The 23,442-nt window shown below is 73.8% G+C and carries 17 protein-coding genes; 2 read left to right on the plus strand and 15 right to left on the minus strand.

The window, feature by feature from the left end; all coding sequences use genetic code 11:
• Positions 1 to 45: 45 nt before the first annotated feature.
• Positions 46 to 4,092 (plus strand): FxSxx-COOH system tetratricopeptide repeat protein, encoded by a 4,047-nt coding sequence (gene fxsT / locus GA0115242_RS29545; RefSeq protein ID WP_093833846.1) that lies wholly within the window; start codon positions 46 to 48, stop codon positions 4,090 to 4,092.
• A gap of 262 nt (positions 4,093 to 4,354) precedes the next feature.
• Here the strand turns inward: fxsT and GA0115242_RS29550 are convergent, their stop codons facing one another.
• Both GA0115242_RS29550 and GA0115242_RS29555 read right to left on the minus strand, forming a co-directional pair.
• Entirely contained in the window at positions 4,355 to 6,226 is a 1,872-nt protein-coding gene (locus GA0115242_RS29550) for an HEXXH motif domain-containing protein (protein ID WP_093833848.1), read from the minus strand.
• A gap of 6 nt (positions 6,227 to 6,232) precedes the next feature.
• Positions 6,233 to 6,442, minus strand: coding sequence for a hypothetical protein (locus GA0115242_RS29555; RefSeq protein WP_141721802.1), 210 nt, complete (start codon positions 6,440 to 6,442; stop codon positions 6,233 to 6,235).
• A gap of 195 nt (positions 6,443 to 6,637) precedes the next feature.
• On the opposite strand from GA0115242_RS29555, the gene GA0115242_RS29560 reads away from it, so the two are divergent.
• Positions 6,638 to 7,042: a CU044_2847 family protein gene (locus GA0115242_RS29560; RefSeq protein WP_093833852.1), complete on the plus strand. Its 405-nt coding sequence runs from the start codon at positions 6,638 to 6,640 to the stop codon at positions 7,040 to 7,042.
• On the opposite strand, the gene GA0115242_RS29565 is transcribed toward GA0115242_RS29560, so the two are convergent.
• The 13 genes from GA0115242_RS29565 to GA0115242_RS29625 form a co-directional block, all read right to left on the minus strand.
• On the minus strand, positions 7,016 to 7,819 hold the full coding sequence (locus GA0115242_RS29565) for an endo alpha-1,4 polygalactosaminidase (RefSeq protein WP_093833854.1): 804 nt from the start codon (positions 7,817 to 7,819) through the stop codon (positions 7,016 to 7,018). The two genes, GA0115242_RS29560 and GA0115242_RS29565, sit on opposite strands and share 27 nt — an antisense overlap.
• Positions 7,816 to 8,478, minus strand: a complete 663-nt coding sequence (locus GA0115242_RS29570; RefSeq protein WP_093833856.1) for a spherulation-specific family 4 protein — start codon at positions 8,476 to 8,478, stop codon at positions 7,816 to 7,818. Before GA0115242_RS29570 ends, GA0115242_RS29565 begins: the two co-directional genes overlap by 4 nt.
• The gene (locus GA0115242_RS29575) at positions 8,475 to 9,377 is read right to left on the minus strand and encodes an NAD-dependent epimerase/dehydratase family protein (protein WP_093833858.1); all 903 of its coding nucleotides are present in this window, start codon (positions 9,375 to 9,377) and stop codon (positions 8,475 to 8,477) included. Before GA0115242_RS29575 ends, GA0115242_RS29570 begins: the two co-directional genes overlap by 4 nt.
• 7 nt (positions 9,378 to 9,384) lie before the next feature.
• Positions 9,385 to 10,098, minus strand: a complete 714-nt coding sequence (locus GA0115242_RS29580) for a nucleotidyltransferase family protein (RefSeq protein ID WP_093833860.1) — start codon at positions 10,096 to 10,098, stop codon at positions 9,385 to 9,387.
• Between the two features lie 62 nt (positions 10,099 to 10,160).
• Complete coding sequence (locus GA0115242_RS29585) at positions 10,161 to 11,162, minus strand: GDP-mannose 4,6-dehydratase (protein ID WP_093833862.1); 1,002 nt, start codon at positions 11,160 to 11,162, stop codon at positions 10,161 to 10,163.
• Positions 11,163 to 11,223: 61 nt separating this feature from the next.
• Positions 11,224 to 12,648, minus strand: a complete 1,425-nt coding sequence (locus GA0115242_RS29590) for a hypothetical protein (protein ID WP_093833864.1) — start codon at positions 12,646 to 12,648, stop codon at positions 11,224 to 11,226.
• Entirely contained in the window at positions 12,645 to 14,165 is a 1,521-nt protein-coding gene (pelF, locus tag GA0115242_RS29595; RefSeq protein ID WP_093833866.1) for a GT4 family glycosyltransferase PelF, read from the minus strand. The genes GA0115242_RS29590 and pelF overlap by 4 nt, the downstream gene beginning before the upstream one ends.
• Positions 14,166 to 14,317: 152 nt before the next feature.
• Positions 14,318 to 16,444: a hypothetical protein gene (locus GA0115242_RS29600; protein WP_093833868.1), complete on the minus strand. Its 2,127-nt coding sequence runs from the start codon at positions 16,442 to 16,444 to the stop codon at positions 14,318 to 14,320.
• 407 nt (positions 16,445 to 16,851) lie between these two features.
• Positions 16,852 to 17,373, minus strand: a complete 522-nt coding sequence (locus tag GA0115242_RS29605) for a hypothetical protein (RefSeq protein ID WP_093833870.1) — start codon at positions 17,371 to 17,373, stop codon at positions 16,852 to 16,854.
• 362 nt (positions 17,374 to 17,735) lie between these two features.
• Positions 17,736 to 19,871, minus strand: a complete 2,136-nt coding sequence (locus GA0115242_RS29610) for a galactose-binding domain-containing protein (RefSeq protein ID WP_370672331.1) — start codon at positions 19,869 to 19,871, stop codon at positions 17,736 to 17,738.
• Positions 19,872 to 19,979: 108 nt separating this feature from the next.
• A complete protein-coding gene (locus GA0115242_RS29615; protein WP_093833874.1) occupies positions 19,980 to 21,581 on the minus strand; it encodes a glycoside hydrolase family 13 protein in 1,602 nt (533 codons plus the stop codon).
• Positions 21,582 to 21,612: 31 nt separating this feature from the next.
• Positions 21,613 to 22,488: a carbohydrate ABC transporter permease gene (locus tag GA0115242_RS29620; protein WP_093833876.1), complete on the minus strand. Its 876-nt coding sequence runs from the start codon at positions 22,486 to 22,488 to the stop codon at positions 21,613 to 21,615.
• The gene (locus GA0115242_RS29625) at positions 22,485 to 23,441 is read right to left on the minus strand and encodes a carbohydrate ABC transporter permease (RefSeq protein WP_093833878.1); all 957 of its coding nucleotides are present in this window, start codon (positions 23,439 to 23,441) and stop codon (positions 22,485 to 22,487) included. Before GA0115242_RS29625 ends, GA0115242_RS29620 begins: the two co-directional genes overlap by 4 nt.
• Position 23,442 lies beyond the last annotated feature (1 nt).

Consider the following 23,442-nt stretch of genomic DNA (forward strand, 5'->3'; position numbering starts at 1 on the left):
TCCGGTGCGGCGGGCGGGCCGTCGCGGGAGCGGGCGGGAGCGCCGGTGCCCGTGCGGGTCGGCGCCTTCGCGCGGTCCGTGCGGTCCGGCGCGTACGGACCTCCCGCCCTGGAGGGCGCGCGGCCGATCGAGCGGGCGCTGCGTCCGCTGCGGCTGCGGCTGCCGTCCGGGCGCGTCCGGCTGCTCGACGAGGAGGCGACCGCCGAGTCCCGCGCGGAGCACGGCAGTTGGTTACCCGTCCTCCGCCCGGCCGCGGAGCGCTGGCTGTCGCTGACGCTGGTCGTCGACAGCGGCCTGTCGATGGGCCTGTGGACGCGCACCGTCCGGCAGTTCGAGGCGACGCTCCTCGGCTCGGGCGCCTTCCGCGACGTCCGGGTGTGCCGCTGGGACGACGTGACGGGCCGCGGGCGCCGGGCCGTCGCCCCGGACCGCCCCGGCCGCCGCGCGGTGCTGGTGGTGACCGACATGTACGCGCACCACTGGCGGGACGGCAGCGCCCACCACCGGCTCGCCCGCTGGGCCGCGACGATGCCCACGGCCGTCGTCAGCACCCTGCCGGAGCATCTGTGGGCGCGGCTGCCCACGGTGCCGCTGCGCAGCCGGTTGCGCAGTCCCGGCCCGGCCGCCGCCAACGCCGTCTGGTGGCACCGCCCGGACGACTTCGCGCTGCCCGGGTTCCCCGAGGACAGGCAACCCCCCTGGCAGCCGGTTCCGGTGCTGGAGCTGACGCCGGACGCCGTGGCGCAGTGGGCGCGGCTGGTGCGGCACGAGCGGCCCGCCGAGTACGCGATGCGGGTGCTGCCGGTCTCCACCGGGACGCCGCCGCTGCCCCGGCCGCCGACCCCGCCCCGCCCGCTCTCCGCCGCCGACCACGCCCGCCGTCTGCGCGCCCAACTCAGCCCGACCGCATACCACTTGGCGCAGCTCGGGGCGGCCAGCCCGCTCAACCTGACGATCCTGCAACTGCTGCGGCGCACCCTGCTCCCGGAGGCCAGGCCGTGGCATCTGGCCGAGCTGCTGGTGAGCGGGCTGCTGCTGCCGTCGGCCGCGGGCCCCGACACCCCCGAGGTGCCGGGCCCCGCCCGGGTCGACCTGGAGTTCGCGACGGCGGGGCTGCGCCAGGAGCTGCTGGCCGAGGGGACCCGCGGGGAGACCGCGCGGGCGCTGCGGCTCGCCTTCGACCACCTGGCGGACACCGTGCCGGGCGCCACCGGGGGCGTACTGCGCCAGGTGCGGGACCTGGTCGCCGATCCGGAGAGCGCCGCGCGGCTGCCGCTGGAGGGGGTGCGGACCTGGCTGACCCCCGTCCTGCCCGCGCTGACCGCGCTGGACGGGCGGCACACGGCCGCCGCGGTCCTGCTGGACCGGCGGCTGCGGCACGACGCGCAACCGGCACCACCACCAGCGTCAACTGTGACCCAGCGTCACAACAGTGATACACAGGGCGAAGATTCCAGCGCTCCGGTCCCCGACCGCACCGTCGGCGGGACCCCGGCCGACCCGCGGGGAGAGGACGGGACCGGAGCACCCGAGGACGATGGAGGGAACGTGTCCGTGACGGGCGTGCGGTCCGATGCCGCGACGACAAGGGGGGACGGGACCCGGAAACCGCCGCCCGTCTGGGGCAACGTGCCCCCACGGAACCGCGCCTTCACCGGACGCGAACAGTTGCTCGAAGACCTGCACCGACGGCTCCAGGAGGGCACCACCGCCGTCCTCCCCGAGGCGCTCCAGGGCATGGGCGGGGTCGGCAAGTCGCAGCTCGCGGTCGAGTACGTGTACCGCCATCTGAACGAGTACCAGGTCGTCTGGTGGATTCCCTCCGAACAGTCCCAGCAGATCCGCCAGGTGCTGGTGGAACTGGCGCGGCGGCTGGGACTCGACGTCGGCACCGGCGAGGCCAACACCGCCGTCCCCGCCGTCATCGAGGCGCTGCGGACGGGCGAGCCGTACAAGAACTGGCTCCTCGTCTTCGACAACGCGGAGGTTCCCGAAGCCGTTCGCGAGTTCTTCCCCACCAACGGTCCAGGACGCATTCTCGTGACTTCCCGCAATGCCCAGTGGGCCACCGCAGCCCGCCCGCTGGAGGTCGACGTGTTCGCCCGCGAGGAGAGCCGCGAGCTGCTCCAGCTCCGCGCCCCGAGCCTCGACGACGACACCGCCGACCGGCTGGCGGAGACGCTCGGCGACCTGCCGCTCGGCATCGAGCAGGCCGCCGTCTGGCTCTCCGAGACCGGTATGCCCGCCGACGAGTACCTGCGCCTGTTCGAGCGGCAGGCCGCCGACCTGATGGTCAGCGACCCGCCCCCCGACTACCCGCTGTCGGTGGCCGCCGCCTGGAACGTCTCCCTGGAGCGGCTCCAGAAGAACCACCCCGCCGCCCTCCAACTCCTCCAGGTCTGCGCCTTCTTCGCGCCCGAGCCGATCTCCAGGCGGCTGCTCACCGGCGTCCGCGACGCCCCGGTGCCGCCCGAGCTGGCCGCCGCCCTGAGCGACCCGATCCGGCTCGGCCGGGCCATCCGGGAGATCAACCGGTACGCGCTCGCCCGCATCAACCACGCCACCAACACCGTCCAGTTGCACCGACTGGTCCAGCGCGTCCTGATCAACCAGATGTCGGACACGCTCAAGGAGCAGATGCGCAACGGCGCCCACCGGCTGCTCGCCAAGGGCGACCCCGGCGCCCCCTCCGACTCCGGGCAGTGGCAGCAGTACGGCGAGCTGCTGCCGCACGTGATCAGCAGCCACGCGGTGGAGTCCGGCGACCCGTGGGTGCGCCAACTCGTCCTGAACGAGATCCAGTACATGTTCACCTGGGGCGACCACGAGGGCTCCCTCGAACTCGCCAAGCAGGCGTACGAGACCTGGCGCGCGGTCGACGGCGAGCGTGCCGAGCCGGTCCTGATGGCGGCGAAGCTCTACACCGACGCGCTGCGCATCCTCGGCCACTACCGCGTCGCCTACGAGCTGGACCAGCGCACCCTGGAGCTGATGACCGAATCCCTGGGCCCCGAGCACGAGATGACCCTGGAGATCACCGGGATGCTCGCCTGGGACCTGCGGATGCGCGGCGACTTCGGCGCCGCCTCCGACCTGGACCGGCAGTGCTTCGACGCGTGCAGGCGGCTGTTCGGGCCCAACGACCTGTCCACCCTGATCGTGGCCCACCGGGTGGCGCTGAACCTGCGGCTGACCGGCGACTTCCGCGAGGCGCTGGAGCTGGACCAGGACACCCACCGCCGCAAGGTGGAGGAGCTGGGCGAGAACGCCCTGTCGACCCTCGGCACCCTCGCGGGCGTCGTCGTGGACCGGCAGGAGGCGGGCGAGTACATGCAGGCGCGCGACCAGCAGCAGGACGTGGTCGGGCGCTACGAGTACAACTACGGCGTCAAGAACCCCACCACGATCTCCGGTTACCGCGGCCTCGCGGTCGCCGAACGGCGGGCGGGGCGGCACCCGGAGGCCATCGAGCTGTCCGCGAAGGCGCTGCGGATGTTCCGCAACCGCTACGGCGACCACTACCCCGACACGCTGGCCGCGCTGCTCGCCCACTCCGTCGACGTCCGGCACAGCGGCGACCTCCCGCGCGCCCTCGACCTCAGCGCGCAGGGCTGCGCCGGGTACCAGCGGCTGTTCGGCGCCGACCACCCGCACACCCTGGGCGCGCAGGTCAACCACGCGGTCTGCCTGCGGCTGCTGGGGCGCGGGGAGGAGGCGCGGCAGCTCAACGAACGGCTGCTCGCGGCCCTCGCCGGGGCGGTCGGCGAGGACCACCCCAACACCCTGGCCTGCGCCACCAACCTCGCCGCCGACCTGTACGAACTGGGCGAGGTCCAGGCGTCGGTGGAGCTGAGCACCGCCACCCTCGAACACAGCCGCCGACGGCTCGGCGAGGACCACCCGGCGTCCCTCGCGGCCTCCGTCAACCTCGCGGCGGGACTGCGGCTGCTCGGCCGCGCCGAGGAGGCCGACGCCCTGCACGCCGACACCGTCACCCGGTACGGCCGCACCCTGGGCGACGACCACCCGGCGACGGCGGCGGCAGCGGCCCACAAGGTGGCCAACTGCGACATCGACCCGATGCCGCTGTAGGACGGGAGCGTCGGACCGTCCCCGTGCCGGGACCCGTCCCCGTCACGGGGTGGCGCGGCCCGGGGGGGCGGTCCCGAAGGTCGCCCGTCGTCATCGGGACCGCGCCGTCCCGCCGGGCACAGCGGCCGCCGTCACCGGGACCACGCCGTCCCGCCGAGTGGACGGCGGCCGTCGCCCGCCCGCGTCGTGCCCCGGGCAGGATGGCCCCCCGTCCGGCCGGTGACGGCCCCTTCGCCCCGTCGGCCGTGCCGGACGGCCTGCGTCACCCCGCCCCTCCCGTCGTCCCGCCGAGCCAGGCGGCCGTCGCGGCCGGGTCGGCGGGGCCGGGGGCGTGCGCGTGGAGCGCTCTGACCAGTTCCGGGCGGCGCAGGAGGGCGTCCGCGGCGGCCGGGGGGCCGCAGTCGCGCAGGGCGAGGCCGAGACCGGCCCACGCGGACACCGCCTCGGGGCGGTCGGCCAGCACCGCCCGGTAGGCCGCGGCCGCCTCCCGGGCCGCACCGCGCAGCAGCAGGACGTCCGCCTCGGCCAGCGCCACGGACCGGGTGGCGGACGTCGCGAGGCGGGCCTGCCGCTCCAGCGCGTCGGGGTCGGCCAGCAGCACCCGGCGCAGTTCGCTGCGCGGATCGGGGACGACGACGCCCGGGTCGGGGCTGACCACGGACCGCACCGCGGGGACGGCGCGCGGGTCGGCGCCGGAGCGCAGGGCCTCGGCCAGCGCGGCGGTCCCGGCGGGGTCGGGCCGCAGATGGTGCACCCGCCACACCGCGCGCAGGTCGGCGAGTTCGGCGCGGGCGAGCGCCCCGGGGCGGGCGGGCACCGTCTCCCGGTCCCAGGTCGCGGCCCGCGCCGCCAGCCGCCCGGTGAACAGCCGCCCGGCGGTGGTCAGTCGGGGCGAGGCGAGCAGCGTGGCGAGCGTCTCGGCGACCGCGGCGCGCCACACCGCGAACTCGAAGTGGGCCAGTTCCGCCGCCGGTCCGCGCAGCGCGTGCCGTTCGACCCGCCAGAAGTCGGCGACCCCGGCGAACGCGTAGGCGCCGTGCAGGAGTCCGGAGAGCGGGCGCGGATCGCCGCGCCACGGCGCGTACAGCAGCAGCTCCTCCTCCCCGCTGTGCAGGGCGAGTTGGTGGAGCAGGCCGTTGAGCACCGAGTGCCGGGCCTCGTGCACCAGGGTGACGGCGAGGTCCTGCGGGGTCGGGGGCAGCGAGAGCAGGGCGCTGCCGACGGCCTCCTCGTAGGAGGCGCTCGCGGTGCGGAAGCGGGGCGCGGTGGGCAGCGGCACCAGGACCCGCAGGGTACGGGCGAGCATCCCGGCCGCCTCCGGGTGCCGTTCGCGCAGGAGGTCACCGGCCGCGCGCAGCAGCAGGTGCCAGTCCCGGGTCTCGGGGCCGGTGAGCGGGGGCGCGGTGGCGGGCGGGAGCGCGGTCCTGAAGTCGCGGTAGGGGTCGGCGTCCTCCAGGGTGAGCGGCGGGTCCTGCGGCCGGGGGCTCCAGGCGATCCGGCGGGACGGTTCCCAGGGGCCGCGCGCCCGGCGCAGATCAGCGGGGAGCGCGAGCGGCAGCTCCCCGGTGAGCAGCAGCGCGGGGCCCGCGCCCGCGGCCGGGACGCGCAGGGTGACGACGGCGGGCGGTCCCGGCAGCGCGGTGCCGGGGAGGCGGACGCGGCCCAGGGTGGGGAAGGCGACCAGGGTGCCGTGCACCGGTAAGCGAATCGTTCCTTCGATGCCGGAGCGCAGCGCCCCCGCGGCGGCCAGGCAGTGCAGGTACCCGACCTCGGCCCACAGCGGCGGCGCCGGCGCGCGGGGCCGCTCGGCGGAGTTCAGCCGCTCCAGGGCGCGGACGGCCCAGACACCGGTACCGGGGTGTTCCAGCAGGTCGGCGACGACGTCGGGGCGGACCCGGTCGACGCGCAGCAGCAGGTCCATCGCGGCGTCGGGGGGCAGCGGCGCGGCCGGGGCGCGGCGGCGGGCGAGGTCCGTGACCGCGCGCAGCATCAGCAGCCTGCGGCTGCGCTCCACGGCCCACAGACGGCGGGCGGCGCCGGGGGTGACGCGGCCTGCGGCCAGGTCGTCCAGATCGGTCGCGGGCGTGCGATGACGCCCCAGCACGGTCCGGGTGCGGGCATGCGGCTCGGTCATCCCGGGCTAGTGCTCGGCGCCGTCGCAGTCCGCGGCCAGGTACGGGCTGTTGCCTGCTCCGCTGTTGCTCTGGAACGTCGGCCGCTCGCCGAGATGCCGCACCAGGACGTCCAGCGCGTCCACGAACAGCGGGTCGTGGAGGGTCATCACCTCGTGGAGCCCGCATCGGCTGAGATCGACCAGATCGGACTCGAACTCGGTCGCAGTAGTCGTCACGTCCCGCTGCCCCCTAGTCGGCGCGTTGGAGAGGTCGCCTCGCATCCGCGGGCTCCCCCTCATACTGACCCCTCGATTGCGTCACCGAAAGGGCACCCGGCAGCCACCGGGGCCGGAACTGGGCCGTCCACGCGGGGTGTTCGGGCCTCCGGGCGCCCGGCGCGCGAGGGTTCGCGGGGCCCGGCGCGGGGCACAGTGAACGCGTCCGGGACGGCGGTCGAGCGGGGCGGGGGCGCGTTCGTGGGGGAGTTGCTGCGTTTCGAGCTGGAGGACGGCGGGTCCGTGGTGGCGCGGATGGACCCCTTCGACAGCGGTGTGGTGGAGGCGACGGGCGCGTCGGACGTGGTGGCGCGGGCGACCGGCTCCTTCGAGTCGGCGCTCGAAGGCGTGCGCAGGGCCGCCGCCGCGACCCTGCGCCGGATGGGGGACCTGCCCGAGCGGCCCGACGAGATCACCGTGGAGTTCGGCATCCAGCTCGACGCGGAGGTCGGCGCGGTGCTCGCCCGCACCGGCGCGCAGGGCCACCTCCAGGTGCAGGTGACCTGGCGCCGCACTCCCCCGCCCACGGGTCCGTCAGCAGGGCTGCCGCCAGACGTCTAGGTCCAGCCGCTTGCGCATGGAGGAGAGGCCGAGCCTGCGGGACTCGGCGCAGAACGCGCTGTTCTTCTCCTTGTACTCGACGTGGAAGACCGCCTTGCCCGCCTCGATGAACGGGGTGAGCCGGGCGCACTCGCCGTACTGGGCGCACTCCTCGTTGACGGCGAAGTCGAAGTGCGCCAGGAGCTGCGGGATCTGCGGGAGGTCGTTCTTCAGCCCGACGGAGAGGCCGCGCCGGTGGGCGAGGTCGGCGATCATCCGGTTGAACCTGAGCTGGTCGCCTGCGGTGAGCGGGAACCCGGTGTCGTTGCCGTAGCCCTCGACGAGGTCGGGTTCGACGGCGTCGAAGCCCTTCTCCCTGCACATGTCGAACCGGCGCTCCATGATCGGGCGCAGCACGTCCAACCGCCGGATGTCGAGCCAGCGTTCGCCCTCCCAGCCGTTGGTCCGGCCGAGCACGGAGGCCGGGAAGTCGGCCTGGTCGGGGCGGAACCTCTCCCAGGCGCCGACATTGATGTAGCAGATGACCTTGCGGCCGTCGCGGTGCAGCCGGGCGACGTCGTCCCGGGAGTTCTCGAAGCCGTCGATGTCGTAGACGGGCACGTCCGCCGACGGCGTGACCCTTCCGTCGAGTTGCCACTGCCAGGCCAGGCCGGGGGCGGGCCGCCAGCGCCGGTCGGCGGGTTCCGGCGGTGCCGTCCGGCCCTCGGTGCGCGCGCATCCGGCGAGGAGCGCGGCGGCCAGCAGCAGGGTGGCCAGCGTCCCCGGCCTCGTCCTCATCGTTCGGCTCCCGTCAGGGCGGGCGTCAACGCGGCCCAGGGGTTGGGGGGTTCACCGGTGACCGGGCCGCAGACGGCCGCGCCGCGCTCGTGCGCGGTGCGCACCGCGAGCGGGACGAGCGCCTCGGGCACCCCGTACACCAGGTGGCAGAGCCGCTCGGGCGGCTGCCGCACCGTCCAGTCGGGCCTGCTGAAGGCGGAGACGTACGTCGACCAGTGGCCCTCGAAGGTGACGGTCAGGTCGGCGATGCGGGCGTACCCGGCGGCCGGGTGCACCCCGGGGTTGAGGACGACCGTCGCGGTGCCCGAGCGGCGCACGGCGCGCACCAGGCGGCGGCAGGCGGGCAGCGCCTGCGGGGTCGCCGTCACCCGGTCGAGGAAGCAGCCGTCGGCCGCGTACCACTCGCGGTGGCGGCGCAGGTCCTCGGTGATGTCGGCGGTCGCGCGCATGCCGTAGTCGGTGTCGACGTAGCCGAGGAGGCGGGCGCCCGCCGCGCGCAGCGCCGAGGCCGCCGCGGTGAACGCGGGGTCGGGCCGCTCCCCCGGGCCGTCGGCCGGGTTGAGGACGACGCCGTAGGTGCGGGTCGCCGCGGAGATCAGGCGGTGCCAGGCGCCCGGGTCCTCGGCCGGATGGACGTAGAGCGGGACGAGCAGGTTCACGGGGTGCCGCCGCCTTCCCAGAGGGCGGCCAGCGCGTCGTCCAGGGTGTGCGCCGGGCGCCAGCCGAGGGCCTCGCGCGCGGCGGTGATGTCGGAGCACTGCCAGGAGACCCGAGCGGAGCGTACCGAGCCCGCCCGGTCGTCGGCGCTCTCCTCGATCCGGCCCCGGAACCCGGCGTGCCGGGCCAGGCCGTGCACCACCTCGCGCACCGGGACCGCGGCGCCGCCCCCGATGTTGAGGACGGGCGGCAGCGGTCCGGGGGCGGTGACGGTGCGGCGCACCGCGTCGGCCAGGTCGCGGACGTCGACGAAGTCGCGGTGTGCGGAGAGGTCGCCGAGGCGCAGCACGGCCCCGGGGTCGGCCCCCGCGTCCCGCAGCAGCGCGGCGACCCTGCCGGGCAGTCCCGCGGCCGGTGCGCCGTGTCCGACGGGGTTGCCGACCCGCAGCACCACGGCGTCCAGGCCGGAGGCGGTGACGGCGGCCGTGCCCGCGAGCTTGGTCGCGCCGTACGGGCCCACCGGGCTGGTGGGCGCCGTCTCGGTGACGTAGGTGTCCTGGACTCCGGGGCCGTACTCGGCGGCCGAGCCCAGGTGGACCAGGCGGGCGGCCGGGGCCGCGTCGCGGAGGGCCGCGCACAGCACCGCGGGGCCGCGCGCGTTGGCCTCGGCGAGGGTGACGGGGTCGCCGCCGGTGGCGCCCGCGCAGTTGACGACGGCGTCGGGCGCGGCCGAGGCCAGGGTCTTCGCCAGCCGTTCCGGCCGTACGGTGGCGAGGTCGACGCGGTGTTCGGCACCGGCCGAGCGGCCCGCGCCGAGCACCCGCGCGCCGGGCAGGGCGCGCAGGTGCTCGGCGACATGGCCGCCCAGGTAGCCGGTGGAACCCAGGACGAGAATGCGCATGGGGTGCTCAGGCTCCCTTGAGCAGAAGCGACTTGCGGGTGGTGAACTCGGCGTTGGCCCGGTCGTAGTCGTCGGGGCGGCCGATGTCGAGCCAGTACCCGTCGAAGTCGTAGGCGTGCGGCGGGGTCCGGGCGGCGAGCAGGTCGAGGACCAACTCGTCGAATCCGAGGGGCAGTCCGGGCGTGTACTCCTCAAGGGTGGCGCGGGAGAGTCCGTAGACGCCCATCGAGACGCGGTAGTCGACGCTGGGCTTCTCGGTGAAGGCGACGACCTTGCTGTCGGTGGTGGTCAGTACCCCGAAGTCGATGTGCACCTTGCGGGCGTAGGTGGCGATGGTGAGCGGGGCGCCGGAGGATCTGTGGCGCCGCAGGACGTCGGCGTAGTCGAGGTCGGTGAGGACGTCGCCGTTCATGACCAGGAAGGTGTCGGGCAGCCGGTGGCGCAGGTTGAGCAGGGGGCCCATGGTGCCCAGGGGGCTCTCCTCGGTGGCGTAGTCGACGGCCAGGCCCCACTGGGAGCCGTCGCCGACGTAGGCGCGGATGATCTCGCCGAGGTGCCCGATCGCCAGGGTGCAGCTGGTGAAACCGGCGGCGGAGAGCTGCCGCAGCACGATCTCCAGGATGGCGTGCTGGTCGCCGATGGGGACGAGCGGCTTGGGCAGCGCCGTGGTGTACGGCCGCAGCCGGACGCCCTTGCCTCCGGCCAGGATGACTGCGTGCATGGGGCTCCTCCTTCGTTGACGTGCGCAGACGCGCGCAGAGGTGCGCGGACGTGCCGGGCGGGTCAGATGTTGTAGATGCCGGTCTTGTAGCGGGCGAGGTTGGCCGGGTCGCGGAAGAACGCGACGGTGTGCGCGAGTCCTTCCTCCAGGGTGTGCGCGGGCTGCCAGCCGGTGGCGGCGGTGAGCCTGCTCGCGTCGGCGACCAGGCGCATCACCTCGGAGGCGGCGGGCCGGATGCGGGCCTCGTCCGCGCGGACGTCGAGGGCGGTGTCCATGACCTTGCCGATCAGCGCGACCAGGTCGCCGACCGAGATCTCGCCGCCGGTCCCGGCGTTGAAGGTGCGGCCGACGACCCGTTCGGCGGGCGCGGTGCCCACGGCGAGGAAGGCGCGCGCGGTGTCCTTGACGAACGTGAAGTCGCGGGTGGGGCGCAGGTCGCCGAGGGTGAGGGTGCGCTCCCCCGCGGCGACCTGGCCGATGACGGTGGGGATCACGGCGCGCATGGACTGGCGCGGTCCGAAGGTGTTGAAGGGCCGCAGGGTGACCACGGGCGTCTCGAAGCTGGCGTGGTAGCTGTCGGCGAGCCGGTCCCCGCCGGCCTTGGAGGCGGCGTACGGGGACTGGGTGTTGATGGGGTGGTCCTCGGTGATGGGCACGGTCCGCGCGGTGCCGTAGGTCTCGCTGGTGGAGGTGTGCACCAGCCGGGGTGTGCCGAGGGCGCGGACGGCTTCGAGGACGTTGAGGGTGCCGGTGATGTTGGTGTCCACGTAGCTGTGCGGGGCCTGGTACGAGTACGGGATCGCGATCAGGGCGGCCAAGTGGTAGGCGGTGTCGGCGCCTTCGAGGAGGCCGCGGACCGACCCGGGGTCGCGGACGTCACCGAGGACGATCTCCACCTGGTCGAGGACGTCCGGGTGCAGGGACTCCAACCACCCGTAGGAGGAGAAGGAGTTGTACTGGGCCATGGCCCTGACCCGATGGCCGGAGGCGACGAGGGCCTCGGTGAGGTGGGAGCCGATGAAGCCCTCGGCCCCGGTGACGGCGGCGAGCGGTGCGGAGGTCAACTGCGGTGTCCTTCCGGTCGGTTGTGCGTGGGCGTACGGGTGGGCGCGGTGGCGGCCGCGGTCAGGCGTGCGGGGCGGGACGGCCGAGCAGCCACAGCGCGCACCCCGCCAGGCAGAGGGAGGCGGCGCCGCAGCTCACGGCCAGGGCGGTGGTGGCGCCCGCCAGGCCGAGGAGCGGTGCGCCGGTGGCGCAGGCCGCCGCGGTGAGGCTGACGACGGCGGAGGGCCAGGCCACGCCGAACGCCTGGAGCAGCAGGGCGGTCCACAGGGTGGCGGCGAGCGGCAGTAGGGCGGCGGGTTCGGCGCCGGTGAGCAGGGCCGCGGGCAGCAGCGGCAGCAGGTAGGCGGTCAGGCAGAGGGCGAGGACCGCGGCCGAGCGGAGCAGGAACGCGGCGGGGGTGGCGGTGGCGCGCAGCGCGGCGACGGACAGGCCCCGGTAGCGGTAGAGCAGCCATTCGGCGGGTCCCATGGAGACCGTCAGCACGATCACCGCGTACGGCTCCTGGCGCCCTTCCAGCAGCACCATCGCCCCGGCGGCGAGCCCGAAGAGGCCGTAGGGCAGGGACCGCAGCGGGCGGGGCCGGGCGGCGCCGGTGACGGGTTCGGCGGCCAGCGTCGTGCGCAGGACCAGGGCGGTGACGACGAGGGTGGCGAGCAGGGCGAGCAGCGGGAGTCCGGCCCTGGTCGGGGTGCCGGGGTCCCACCAGGGCAGGGCGGCGGCGCCCGCGATCAGCGGGGTGAGCGCGGCCAGCAGGAGCCGTTCGCGGGCCAGCACCAGCAGGACGCCGGCCGCGGCGAGGTAGGCGGACTGGGCGGCGGCGACCAGGGTCACCGGGCCGCCGCCGGTGGTGAGGGCGGCGGCGGTCGTCGCGAGGACGGCTCCGACGGGGGCCCCGGCGAGCAGGGTGCGGCCCGCCTCCCGGCGTCCGGTGGCCATCCGCAGGTGGGCGCGGTGGCCGAGGGCCTGGCCCCAGGCCCAGGAGACGAGGCCCGCGACGATCAGCGCGCGGGTGTGTCCGGCGGCGTTCCACAGGGGCGCGGTGAGCAGGTAGGCGAGTCCCGGCAGCGCGAACAGCACCCCGCGCAGCAGGCAGCGCACGGTGTCGGGGCGCCAGGGGTCGGGGGCGGGCGCGGGCTGCGGGAAGGTGCGCGGGACCCGGTCGTAGAGGGCGGCGGCGAGCGAGAAGAGGGTGGGGTGGCCGTAGCGCTCCTTGATCTGGGAGGCGGAGAGCCCTTCGGCCTCCAGGAGCGCGGCGACCTCGTAGGGGTGGACGGCGGGGCCGACGCGGTCGGCGAGTTCGGCGGCGAGTTCGCTGACCGCCGCCTCGTCGGGGCCGTGCCGGGGCAGCCGGATGGCGAGCGTGGCGTCGTCGAGGGCGCCGCGGGCCCAGCCGGGACGGCGGCGGGGCGGCCTGGTGTCGGCCAGCCGCAGGGCGAGGGTGTCCTGTTCGGCGCCGCCCGGCTCCAGGGACATCGGTCCGCTCACAGCGCGAGGCTCCCGGTGCCGGTGACGGTCGCGGCGGGCAGCGGTGCCGGTACGGGCACGGTTCTGCGCTCCGGGGTGAGGTGGGGCAGTTCGTGGTAGATGGCACGGAAGGTGTCGATGGTCTGGCGCAGGGTGAACTGCTCGATCACCCGGAGCCTGGCCGCCTCGCCCATGGCCCTGCGGCGCGCGGCGTCGGCGAGCAGGTCGAGGGCCGCGGCGGCCATCGCGTCCGGGTCGCGCGGCGGGACGACGAGTCCGGTGTCGCCGACCGCCTCCCGGACGCCGCCGACGTCGGTGGAGACGGTGGCCCGTCCGCACGACATGGCCTCGATCAGGGTGAAGGGGAAGCCCTCGCTGATGCTGGAGAGCATCACGACGTTCCCGGCCGCGTAGGCGTCCTTGATGTCGTCGACCCGGCCCTCGAAGGTGACGGCGTCGGCGTGGCCGAGGTGCGCGGCGAGCGCCTCGCAGCGGTCCCGGTAGCCCTCGCCGCCGCGCGGGGTGCCCCCGAACAGCCGCAGTCGGGCGTCCGGGAGGCGGTCGCGGACCAGGGCGAAGGCGCGGATCAGGGTCTCCAGGTCCTTGATCGGGTCGACCCGTCCGGCCCAGCTGAGCACGGGGGTGTCCGGTTCGGGCCCGGCGGCGGGGAACGCGGCCGGGTCGACGCCGTTGTAGACGGTGCGGATGGCCTCGGGGGCGGCGCCCCCCTCCTCCTCCCAGAGCCGGTTGTAGCGGTTGCCCGGGGTGATCAGGGCGGCCCGGCGGTAGGTCTCCCCGGCGAGCAGCCGGAAGAAGCCGAGGACGACGGCCTTGACGGGCCAGCGGTAGGGCGCGGTGCGGTAGCCGAGGTAGCGCTCGCGCAGGTAGACGCCGTGCTCGGTGAGCAGCAGGGGCACGCCGTGCCGTTCGAGGGCGGCGAGTCCCGGCAGGGCGGCGACGCCCCCGCTGACCGCGTGGGCCACCCCGGTCTCGGGCGGCGGGGTGGCGAGCGGGCGCAGGGCGTGTTCGAGCAAGGCGGTGGCGGTGAGCGCGTCGTGCAGGGTGGGTCCGGCCTCGCGCACGGCGAGTCCGGGCCGGTTCCACAGTCCGGTCAGCACGGTGATGGCCTGGTCGGAGCGGAGGAACGGGCTCAGGGTCCGGTCGGCGGCGGCGCGGGCCAGGGCGTAGAGGGCGGGGGCGAAGCCGTCCTCGGCCCGCGGGTCGAGCAGCGCGGTGAGGAACTGCTCGTAGGAGGCGGCGAGTCGGCGGCGGGCCCGGCCGCGCGGCGGGGCGCCCGCGGGCGGCGCGCCCCACATCGGGACGGACCGCACGGCCGAGACGTGCGCGGGCAGGTCCCAGACGACGGGTTCGCGGCCGGTGCCGGTGACGGCCACGACGTCGAACTCGACGTCGGGCATGCCCTGGACGAGCTGGTCGCACCAGACGCTGACCCCGCCGTGGCTGTGCGGGTAGGTGCCTTCGGTGAGCAGGGTGACGCGCGTCGCTCGGGTACGTCGCGCGCCGCGGTGAACGGACATCGTCTGTGCTCCACGGCCGAGGTGTGGGTGGTCGTGCGGGTCCCGGCCGCCTGGTGGGCGGCCGGGACCGCGGACCGCGGCCGGGCGCCGTCCGTGACCGGGCTCTGCGGTCACGGGCGCGGCGGGCGGCGGTCCCTGGTGTGGAGCGTCGTTCAGTTGTCCGCGGTGGCGTGGACGTGCTCGCGCGCCCCGGCGGGGACCCGGGTGCGGGGTGCCGGGGCGGTGGTCCGGGCGGTCTTCGCCGGGGCGAGGGCCGGGGCCGCGGCGGAGGCGGGCAGGGTCAGGGTGATCGCGGTGCCGGTGGAGGCGGTCCAGCCGGAGACGGCGCCCGCGTAGGCGGTGCCGAACGCCGTGCCGTTGCGGGTGGTCCCGGTGGGCAGGGTGGCGGTGACCTGGAGGCCGGAGGGCGCGTTCACGGTGACGGCGGTGCCGATGCGGTAGGCGGTGATCTGCCCGGCCTGGACGGCGGTGTTCCAGGCGGCGCGGCGCTTCAGCTCGGTGCCGATGTCCTTCATCCGCAGGTTGACCACCGGGGTGCTGGTGGCGAACAGGTCCTGGTAGCCGTCGAGGACGCCGTCCAGGACGGGGTAGGCGATGCGTTCCTCGGCGAGGTTGGACTGGTGGATGAAGTGCGGCCTGGGGTCGTTGGACAGCACGTGGCCGAGGGCGATCCTGGTCTCCAGCGGCACGATGTGGTCGGCGTAGCCGGTGGTGGTGCTCAGCGGCGCGGACAGGCAGGTGGTGGTGGCGGGGTTGTCCTCGCAGACGCCGCTGCCGCCCTGGGCGCGGCTGGTGTAGATCCAGTTGTACTCGTCGACCTGCTCGGCGGCCTTGCCCGCGTTGTAGAAGACGTTCATCGGGTAGCGGGGCACGGTGGTGGCCTGTCCGACCGCACGCTGGACGGGCTCACGGGAGTTGTCGGAGCCGAGCCAGGCGACGCCGTTGTCGGCGAGGGCGGGCGCCAGGTTGGGGTTGTCGTCGGGCTGCTGCGGCAGGACGCGCATGCCGGAGTGCTCGCCGGTGACCAACTCGTCGTTCTGCAGCGGGAGTCCGACGCCCTGGCCCCAGATGCGGTTGTTGGATATCTCGGCGGATATCTCGCCGCGGCCGACCCACTGGGTGGAGCCGTTCGCGTTGGTGGCGCACTTCCAGGGGACGACGGCGGTGTCCTGGACGCAGCCGAGGAAGGTGTGCGTGTAGGTGTGGTTGATCCAGCGGAACTTGGCGCGCTGGGCGATGAGTCTGTCGGCGAGCAGGTCGACGCCGTTGTTCTCCGCGCGCTGGTCGACGGTGCCCACGGCGTTGTAGGCGAAGTCGAGGGTGAAGTTCTTGCTCTGCTCCCAGGCGACGGCGTGGTCCACGTCGGCGGGGGTCATCCGGATCGGGTCGGGGGTGGCGTTCGGGTCGGTGCAGTCGACGTCGCCCGGGGTGCAGTTGAGGTCGCTGTTCCAGCGGTCGTCGGCGGCGAAGACGTCGTCCACGTGGACGGCGAAGTAGTTGCGGGAGGCGCCGAGGTGCACGCCGCCGGTCATCCACTCGACGATGCCCCGGGCCAGCAGCCGGAACTGCTCCTGGTACTGGTTGTAGACGAAGGTGACGACGAGTTCGCGGCGTCCGTCGTGGCGGTACTCGCCGACCAGGGAGCCCTTGGTGGTCTGCCCCGGGATCGCCGCCTCGACGTAGGGGGTGAAGTCGGCGCCGGCCACCGGCTGCGACAGGTAGGCGTAACTCTCGCCGACAGCGGGGTCGTTGTCCTCGAACGGGACGCTTCCCTTGAGGTACCCGAAGGGCCCGGCCTTGCCCGCGGCGGTCACGTCGGCCTGCGCGCCGTCGAGGCTGCCGGAGTAGCCGCCGTAGACGGGGTACTGGAGTCCGGCCTCGGGACGCGCGTAGGTGTAGGCGTCGACCTGCGGCACGGAGTAGGCCTGCTCGTACGCGGCGAGGGCCGCCATCTCGGCCGAACCGGCGGGGAAGGGATTGTCGTTGGGCAGGACGACGGCCTGGAACTTGGCGCGGGGCCGGCCGCCCACGGTGTCCGCGAGGAACCCGGCGTCGATGGTCTGCCGACCGGCCTGGGTGAGGTCGATCCTGGTGAACGGGGTTCCGGCGGCGCCGAGTTCGGCGGCTATCGCGTCGGTCGACGGGCCGCCGTCGCTCACCACGAGGACCCGCAGGTCGACTCTGGGTGCGGTGTCGGCGTGGGCCGTGCCGGCCGGCAGGCCCAGCGCGGCGATCAGCGCGCCCGCCGTGAGCACGGCGGTGCGTATGGTCCGCTTCATGCGGTGAAGTCCCCTCCCCGGGCAGGGGTGAGCATGGCTCCGCAGAGCGGACGCACCCCCTGGTGCGACGCCGGCGCCCCCTCAGAAGCCAGTCGTCGACACATCCGTCGGGTCACATTGTGGTGGCTGTGTGTAGCTTTCATGGTCATGTCGCGAAACATGACGGAAAAGAGCAGGTGTCCAACGGGGCTTCGGGGGAACCGAATTGCTGATTTTTCCCTCCGGGGCATGGCACGTCACACGATGTCCTGGCGCGTCCGTCCGCTGGTCCGGGGCCAGGACGGCGCACCGGCGGACCCGTGGGGCCCGCCGGCGGGAGCATCGGAGGCGCGTACCGCGACGATCAGCGGCTCATGCATCATTTCAGGTCAACCGCCGTGCGGCCGAGGCCCGTCACGGGTGGTCCGTCAGGCGCAGAGGACGCGGGTCTCGGGGGTGTAGACCGGGCCGCCGCTGAGGTTCGTGGAGTCGCTGAACTCGGCGTAGAAGTACGAGTAGAAGCCGATGTTCCCGTTGCAGCCGGAGTCGGCGGCGACGGTGAGCGCGAGGGTGACGGTGCGGCTCTGACCGGGCGGGACGGTCGTGCCGTAGTTGCCGCCGAGGTTGGCGGGACCGGTGCCGGAGCACGGGGTGGAGCCGGTCGCGGTGGCGAGGCTGCACCCGGTGAAGGAGTACTTCAGGTCGGGGCGCTGGGTGGTGAGGTACGTCGGGTCGATGGTCTGGTAGACGAACCAGATGTCGTAGGTCTTGTGGTTGGTGATCGTCATCGACAGGTTCACCGTGCCGCCGGGCGTGGTGGTGGCGGTGTCGGTCGCGAAGGTCAGCTCGGCCGGGGCCGGGTCGACCGCGCTCGCGGTCGGGGCCGTGCCGAACAGGGCGAGGGCCAGGACCGCACCGACGCCGAGACGTCTCATCAGGGGTGATCGCATGGCCGGGAGGCTAGGCAGCGGCAGACCCGGCCGTCTCCCCTCCGTGACATGTTCACCACGCCACGTGACCGAAAGTGTGTACATCGTAAAGGTCGTGCGATGAAACGATGAAGGCCTGAAAGGGCGGCCATATGCGCACGTGACCGACGCGCACCCGTACGGCGGGATCCGCCCCGGGCCGCCGGGCCCCGCCGGGAGGGCGCGGATGATATTGGCGCGTACCGGACGGTCCGGACCACCGTCCCGCCGGACGGCGTCCCGGGGCTTCTCGGCCATTCACCGCTTTCCGGCCGCCCGGCACGCCACCGCGCGCCGGGACCTCCGTTCGACACGGACCGGCGCGCGGGGACGGACCGGACCGCTCACGGTGTCAGGTAGGCCTCCACCTCACTGAACTGGGCGGCGGGCCACGCGGTGTTGGCGCTCACCGAGAGGCGCAGGTACCGCAGGTCGGTGCTCGCGGGCAGGGCGACGGTGGCGGTGTTGCCGGTGGCCGGGTCGAACCGGTAGCCGGTGGCGCCGACCGCGGTCGACCAGGACGAGCCGTCGGTGCTGCCGAGGACGGTGACGGTCTGGGTGCGGGCGCCCCAGGCCGCGGCCGGGGGCAGCTTCAGGACCAGCCGGCGCACCGCGTAGGAGGAGCCGAGGTCGACCGTCAGGGCCTGCGGGAAGGCGTTGTTGGCGGACTCCCAGTAGGAGGTGGCGTCCCCGTCGACCGCCCTGCCCGGTGTGTAGACGTCCTGCGAGCCGGTCGCGGTCGCCGTGCGGCCCTTGGCGAGGTTGCGGGCCGGGTCCGGGTCGGGGTTGCTCTGGCCCGGCTGCGGCCAGGCCGAGCAGTTCGACCAGGTGCTGTTCCAGCCAGAGTTGCCGCCGCCGTCGGTGAGCGTGAAGGTGCCGCTCGGGTAGGGGCAGTTGTAGACGCCCGCGGCGCCGACCGAGGTGGCGGTGACGTTGCGCAGGGTGGCGGCTCCCTGGGTCTCGGCCTGGACGACGACGGTCCCGGTGTTGCGCACGGTCGCGCCGTCCACGGTGACGTTGCGGACCGGGCGGCCCTGGCCTCCGCCGGAGACGAACTCGAAGGCGCTGTAGGGGCTGTCGATGATCGTCGTGTTGGTGACGGAGACGGTGGCGTCGATGGCGCTGTCGTAGGAGTCGACGCGCAGGGCGCCCATCGGATGGCCCCAGTTGGGGTTGATCGCGCCGGTGCGCACCAGGGTGTTGCCGTCGACCGTGATGGTCCCGGCGAGCGGGGAGAACGGGTCGGCGAACTTCTGGTTGGAGACGGCGATGCCGCTGCCGAGGGCGTTGGTGTCGGAGACCAGGTTGTTCCTGACGGTGATGTTCGTGCCGCCGTATATCGCGATGCCGTTGGCGAGGTTGGGCTGCGAGACGGTGTTGTTGACGAAGCTGCTGTCGGTGTCGGCCGCGTACAGCGACCACATGGCGAGGGAGTCGTCGCCCTGGTTGCGCAGGAAGTTGTTGCTGACCCGGACGCCGCGCGCGTTGCCGTTGAGGTTGAGGCCGTCGGCGGTGGTGTCGAGGATGCGGTTGTTCTCGACGACCAGGTTGTCGTTGTTGCCGGTCAGCCAGAGGCCGACCTTCAGGTGCTGGATCCACATGCCGGAAACCGAACTGTTCGGTCCCAGGCTCCCGTTGACGAAGTTGTCGGGGCTGGAGTCGACCCGTTCGGTGACATCGCCGATGACCGCGAAGTCCTTGATGCGGACGCTGCCCGCCGAGCTGCTCTGGTCGATGAAGCGGGAGGTGCGCAGCACGGACCACCAGTTGCCCGCGCCCTGGAGCGTCACGTTCTGCACCCCGCTGAGCGAGGAGGTCAGCCGGTACTCGCCCGGCGGTATCCACACCACCCCGCCCCGGGCGGCGGCGATCGCGTCGCGGAAGGCCTGGGTGGAGTCCCCTGCGCCGCTCGGGTCGGCGCCCTTGGAGGTGACCGAGACCGATCCGGCGGGCTGCGCGGACGCCGCGGCGACCTGCTCGAAGTCGGCGACGTCGACGGTGACCTGGGTGCCGGTCGACTGGAAGGCGACCTTGTCGCCCGCCTGCACGTTCTGGCCGAGCAGCAGGCGGGCGTTGTCGAAGAAGTGGTGGGTTCTGGAACCCGCGATCCAGCCGGTGTCGACGTAGGAGTACCGGGAGGTGACGGCGAGGGTCCTGGCGATCCGCTGGCCGTTGACGTACACGTCGAGCGAGCCGGACTGGCCGTCCGGGACGCTGTAGGAGACGTTCACCGCGTTGGCGGCGCGGGGCACGGTGAACTCGACGCGCTGGCCGGAAGTCAGCCTGACCGCCTGGCGGCCCGACGCCTCGGAGGCGAGGCTGCCCTGGGTGTGGTCGGGGCCGATCCGGGTGCCGGTGGTGGTCGCGGACTCCGCCTCGACGGAGGTGAAGGGCAGGGTGGCGCCGACCGCCGCGTGGGCCGCGGGGGCGGTGGCGGTGAGCAGGCCGGCGGAGAGGGCGACGACCAGTGCGGCGGGCATGCCTCTGACGGTCCTGTGCATGTGCTGATCCCTTCGTGGTGGGGGTGCGGGGATAGCGGGAGAGAAAGGGGGGGGCGGCGGGGCGGTGACCGCGGTCCGGCCGCGGGGTCAGGGACGCAGCCAGACCGCGGTGTCCTTCGGCAGCCGCCCGTCCCCGTCCAAGGGGGCGCTGGAGAGCAGGAGCGCGGAGTGGGTGGGCAGCTCGGCGGGGGTGTCCGTCAGGTTGACGGCGCAGACGCCGCCGTCCGCGCGGCGGAAGGCGAGGACCCCGTCGGGCGCCGGGAGCCAGTCGAGCGGGCCGTCGCCGAGGGCGGGCCGCAGCCGGATCGCCTCGCGGTAGAGCGCGAGCATGGAACCGGGGTCGGCGGCCTGCCGGTCCGCCGCGTACCCGGCCCAGCCCGCGGGCTGCGGCAGCCACGGTTCACGGTCCGCGCCGAACCCCGCGTGCGGGGCCCCGGCGCTCCAGGGCAGCGGCACCCGGCAGCCGTCGCGGCCCGGGTCGGCGCCACCGGAGCGGAAGTGCATCGGGTCCTCGATGCGGTCGAGCGGGATGTCCGCCTCGGGCAGGCCGAGTTCCTCGCCCTGGTAGACGTAGACGGCCCCCGGCAGGGCCAGCGACAGCAGTGCGGCGGCGCGCGCCCTGCGGGTGCCGAGGGCCAGGTCGGTCGGGGTGCCGAACGCCTTGGCGGCGAAGTCGAATCCGGTGTCGGCGCGGCCGTAGCGGGTCACCGTGCGGGTCACGTCGTGGTTGCAGAGCACCCAGGTGGCCGGGGCGCCCACCGGGGCGTGCTCGGCGAGCGTGGTGTCGATCGAGGCGCGGAGCCGGTCGGCGTCCCAGGGGCAGGACAGGAAGGCGAAGTTGAAGGCGGTGTGGAGTTCGTCGGGGCGCAGGTAGCGGGCGAACCGCTCGGTGTCGGGCAGCCAGACCTCGCCGACGAAGACACCGCCGTACTCGTCGGCGACCGCGCGCCAGGAGCGGTAGATGTCGTGGAGGTCGTCGCGGTCGACGAAGGGGTTGGGGTCGCGGCCCTCGACGAAGTCGGGGAGTGCGGGGTCCTTGGCGAGCAGCGCGGCGGAGTCGATGCGGACGCCCGCGACCCCGCGCTCGAACCAGAACCGCAGGATGTCCTCGTGCTCCTGGCGGACGGCCGGGTGGGCCCAGTTGAGGTCGGGCTGTTCGGGGGTGAAGAGGTGGAGGTACCAGTCGCCGTCGGGCAGGCGGGTCCAGACCGGCTCGGTGGAGCCGACGAACTGCGACGGCCAGTCGTTGGGCGGGAGTTCGCCGTTCTCGCCGCGCCCGGCCCTGAAGTGGAACAGCTCCCGCTCGGGGCTGCCGGGTCCGGCCGCCAGCGCCGCCCGGAACCAGGGGTGCTGGTCGGAGACGTGGTTGGGGACGATGTCGACGATGGTGCGGATGGACAGCTCGCGGGCCTCCGCGATCAGCTTCTCCGCCTCGGCGAGGGTGCCGAACGCCGGGTCGATGGTCCGGTAGTCGGCGACGTCGTAGCCGCCGTCCTTCAGCGGGGACAGGTACCAGGGGTTGAACCACAGGGCGTCCACGCCGAGTTCGGCGAGGTAGGGCAGTCGCGCCCGGACGCCTGCGAGGTCGCCGGTGCCGTCGCCGTCGCCGTCGGCGAAGCTGCGGACGTAGACCTGGTAGATGACGGCGGAGCGCCACCACTCCGGCTGGGCATGGGTGGGCTGTCCCACGGTGCCTGCCTTTCTGTTCGTCAGGAGGGCGTCAGCCCTTGGTGCTGCCCGCGCTGATCCCGGCGATGATGTGCCGCTGGAAGACCAGGAACATCACGACCATCGGGATGCTGGCGATGACCATCGCGGCGATCAGCACGGTCAGTTGGATGTTCTGCGAGAGCTGCACCAGGGCCACGCTGATCGGCTGCCTGTCGGTGTCGGAGAAGACCATCAGCGGCCACAGGAAGTCCTGCCAGACGGCGACCAGCGCGAAGATCGAGACGACCCCGAGCACCGGCCGTGACATCGGCAGCACGATCGACCACAGGACGCGCAGCGTTCCGGCGCCGTCGATCTCGGCGGCCTCCAGCACGTCGCGCGGGATCTGGTCGAAGAACCGCTTGAGGAGGTACAGGTTGAAGGCGTTCGCGACGGCCGGCAGCCAGATGGCGAGCGGGTCGTTGAGCAGGCTGACATGGATCAGCGGGAGGTCCGCGACGGTCAGGTACTTGGGGACGACGAGGGCCTGCGCCGGGACCATCAGGGTGGCGAGGATGCCGCCGAGCAGCACCTTGCCGAACGCGGGCCGCAGCTTGGACAGGGCGTAGGCGGCGGCCGTGCAGAGCACCAGTTGGAACAGCCAGGCACCGGCGGCCTGGACGACCGTGTTCCAGAGGTGCTCGGGGAGCTGCATCAGGTCCCAGGCGTCGGTGTAGCCGCCGGGGTGCCAGTCGTGCGGGACGAGGGTGGGCGGGGTCCGCGCGATCTCGTCCGGCGACTTCATCGCGCCGGAGACCATCCAGTAGACGGGGAAGAGGAAGGCGAGCGCGAAGAGGACGACGACGCCGGTGAACACCGTCCAGTAGACGGCCCGTCCGCGCGGGCGGGCCAGCGTCGCCGGGGAGACGAGGGTACGGGTGCTCATACGTCCTCCCCGGACCGGGTGAGCCGCAGGTAGAGGGCGGCGAAGGCGCCGAGCAGCACGAGCAGCATCACGCTGAGCGCGCAGGCGCCGCCGAAGTCGTTGTAGAGGAAGGCGTACTTGTAGATCAGGTAGAGCACGGTGACCGTGGCGTTCTCGGGTCCGCCGCCGGTGATGACGAAGGGCTCGGTGAACACCTGCATGGTGGCGATGATCTGAAGGAGCATCAGCATCAGGATGACGAACCTGGTCTGCGGGACGGTCACATGGCGCACCCGCTGGAGCAGGCTCGCGCCGTCCAGTTCGGCCGCCTCGTACAGCTCGCCCGGGATCGACTGGAGGGCGGCCAGGTAGATCAGCACGGTGCCGCCCATGTTGGCCCAGGTCGCCACGATCACCAGGGAGAGCAGGGCGGTGTCGGCGCCGTTGGACCAGTTCGAGGTGGGCAGGTGCAGGAACCGCAGCGCCTCGTTGGCCAGGCCCGCCCCCGGGTCGTAGAACCACTTCCACAGCAGGGCGCTCACCACCGGCGGGATCATCACCGGCAGGTAGACGACCACGCGGAAGAAGGCCTTGGCGTGCCGGAGTTCGTTGAGCACCAGGGCCATCACGAACGGGACGGCGAAGCCGAGGAGCAGGGCGAGCACCGTGAAGGTGAGGGTGTTGCGCCAGGCCGCGGTGAACTCGGGGTCGTGCCAGACGCGGGTGAAGTTGGCGGTGCCGACCCACTCGGGGGACGAGCCGGGCGTGTACTTCTGGAAGGCGATCACGACGGCGCGGATCGCCGGGTACCAGGAGAACAGCGCGAAGCAGATCAGTCCGCCGACGAGGAAGGCGTAGGCGCGGGCCTGTTCGGCGAGGCGGCGCCGCCACCTGTCCCCCGTCGGCGGCGGCGCCTGCACCGGGCGCACGGCGACCGCCTCGACGGGCCGCCGCGCTTCGGTGGTCTTCGTCATG

The sequence above is a fragment of the Streptomyces sp. SolWspMP-5a-2 genome (genome assembly GCF_900091845.1).
In the GTDB taxonomy this organism is placed as follows: Bacteria; Actinomycetota; Actinomycetes; order Streptomycetales; family Streptomycetaceae; genus Streptomyces; species Streptomyces doudnae.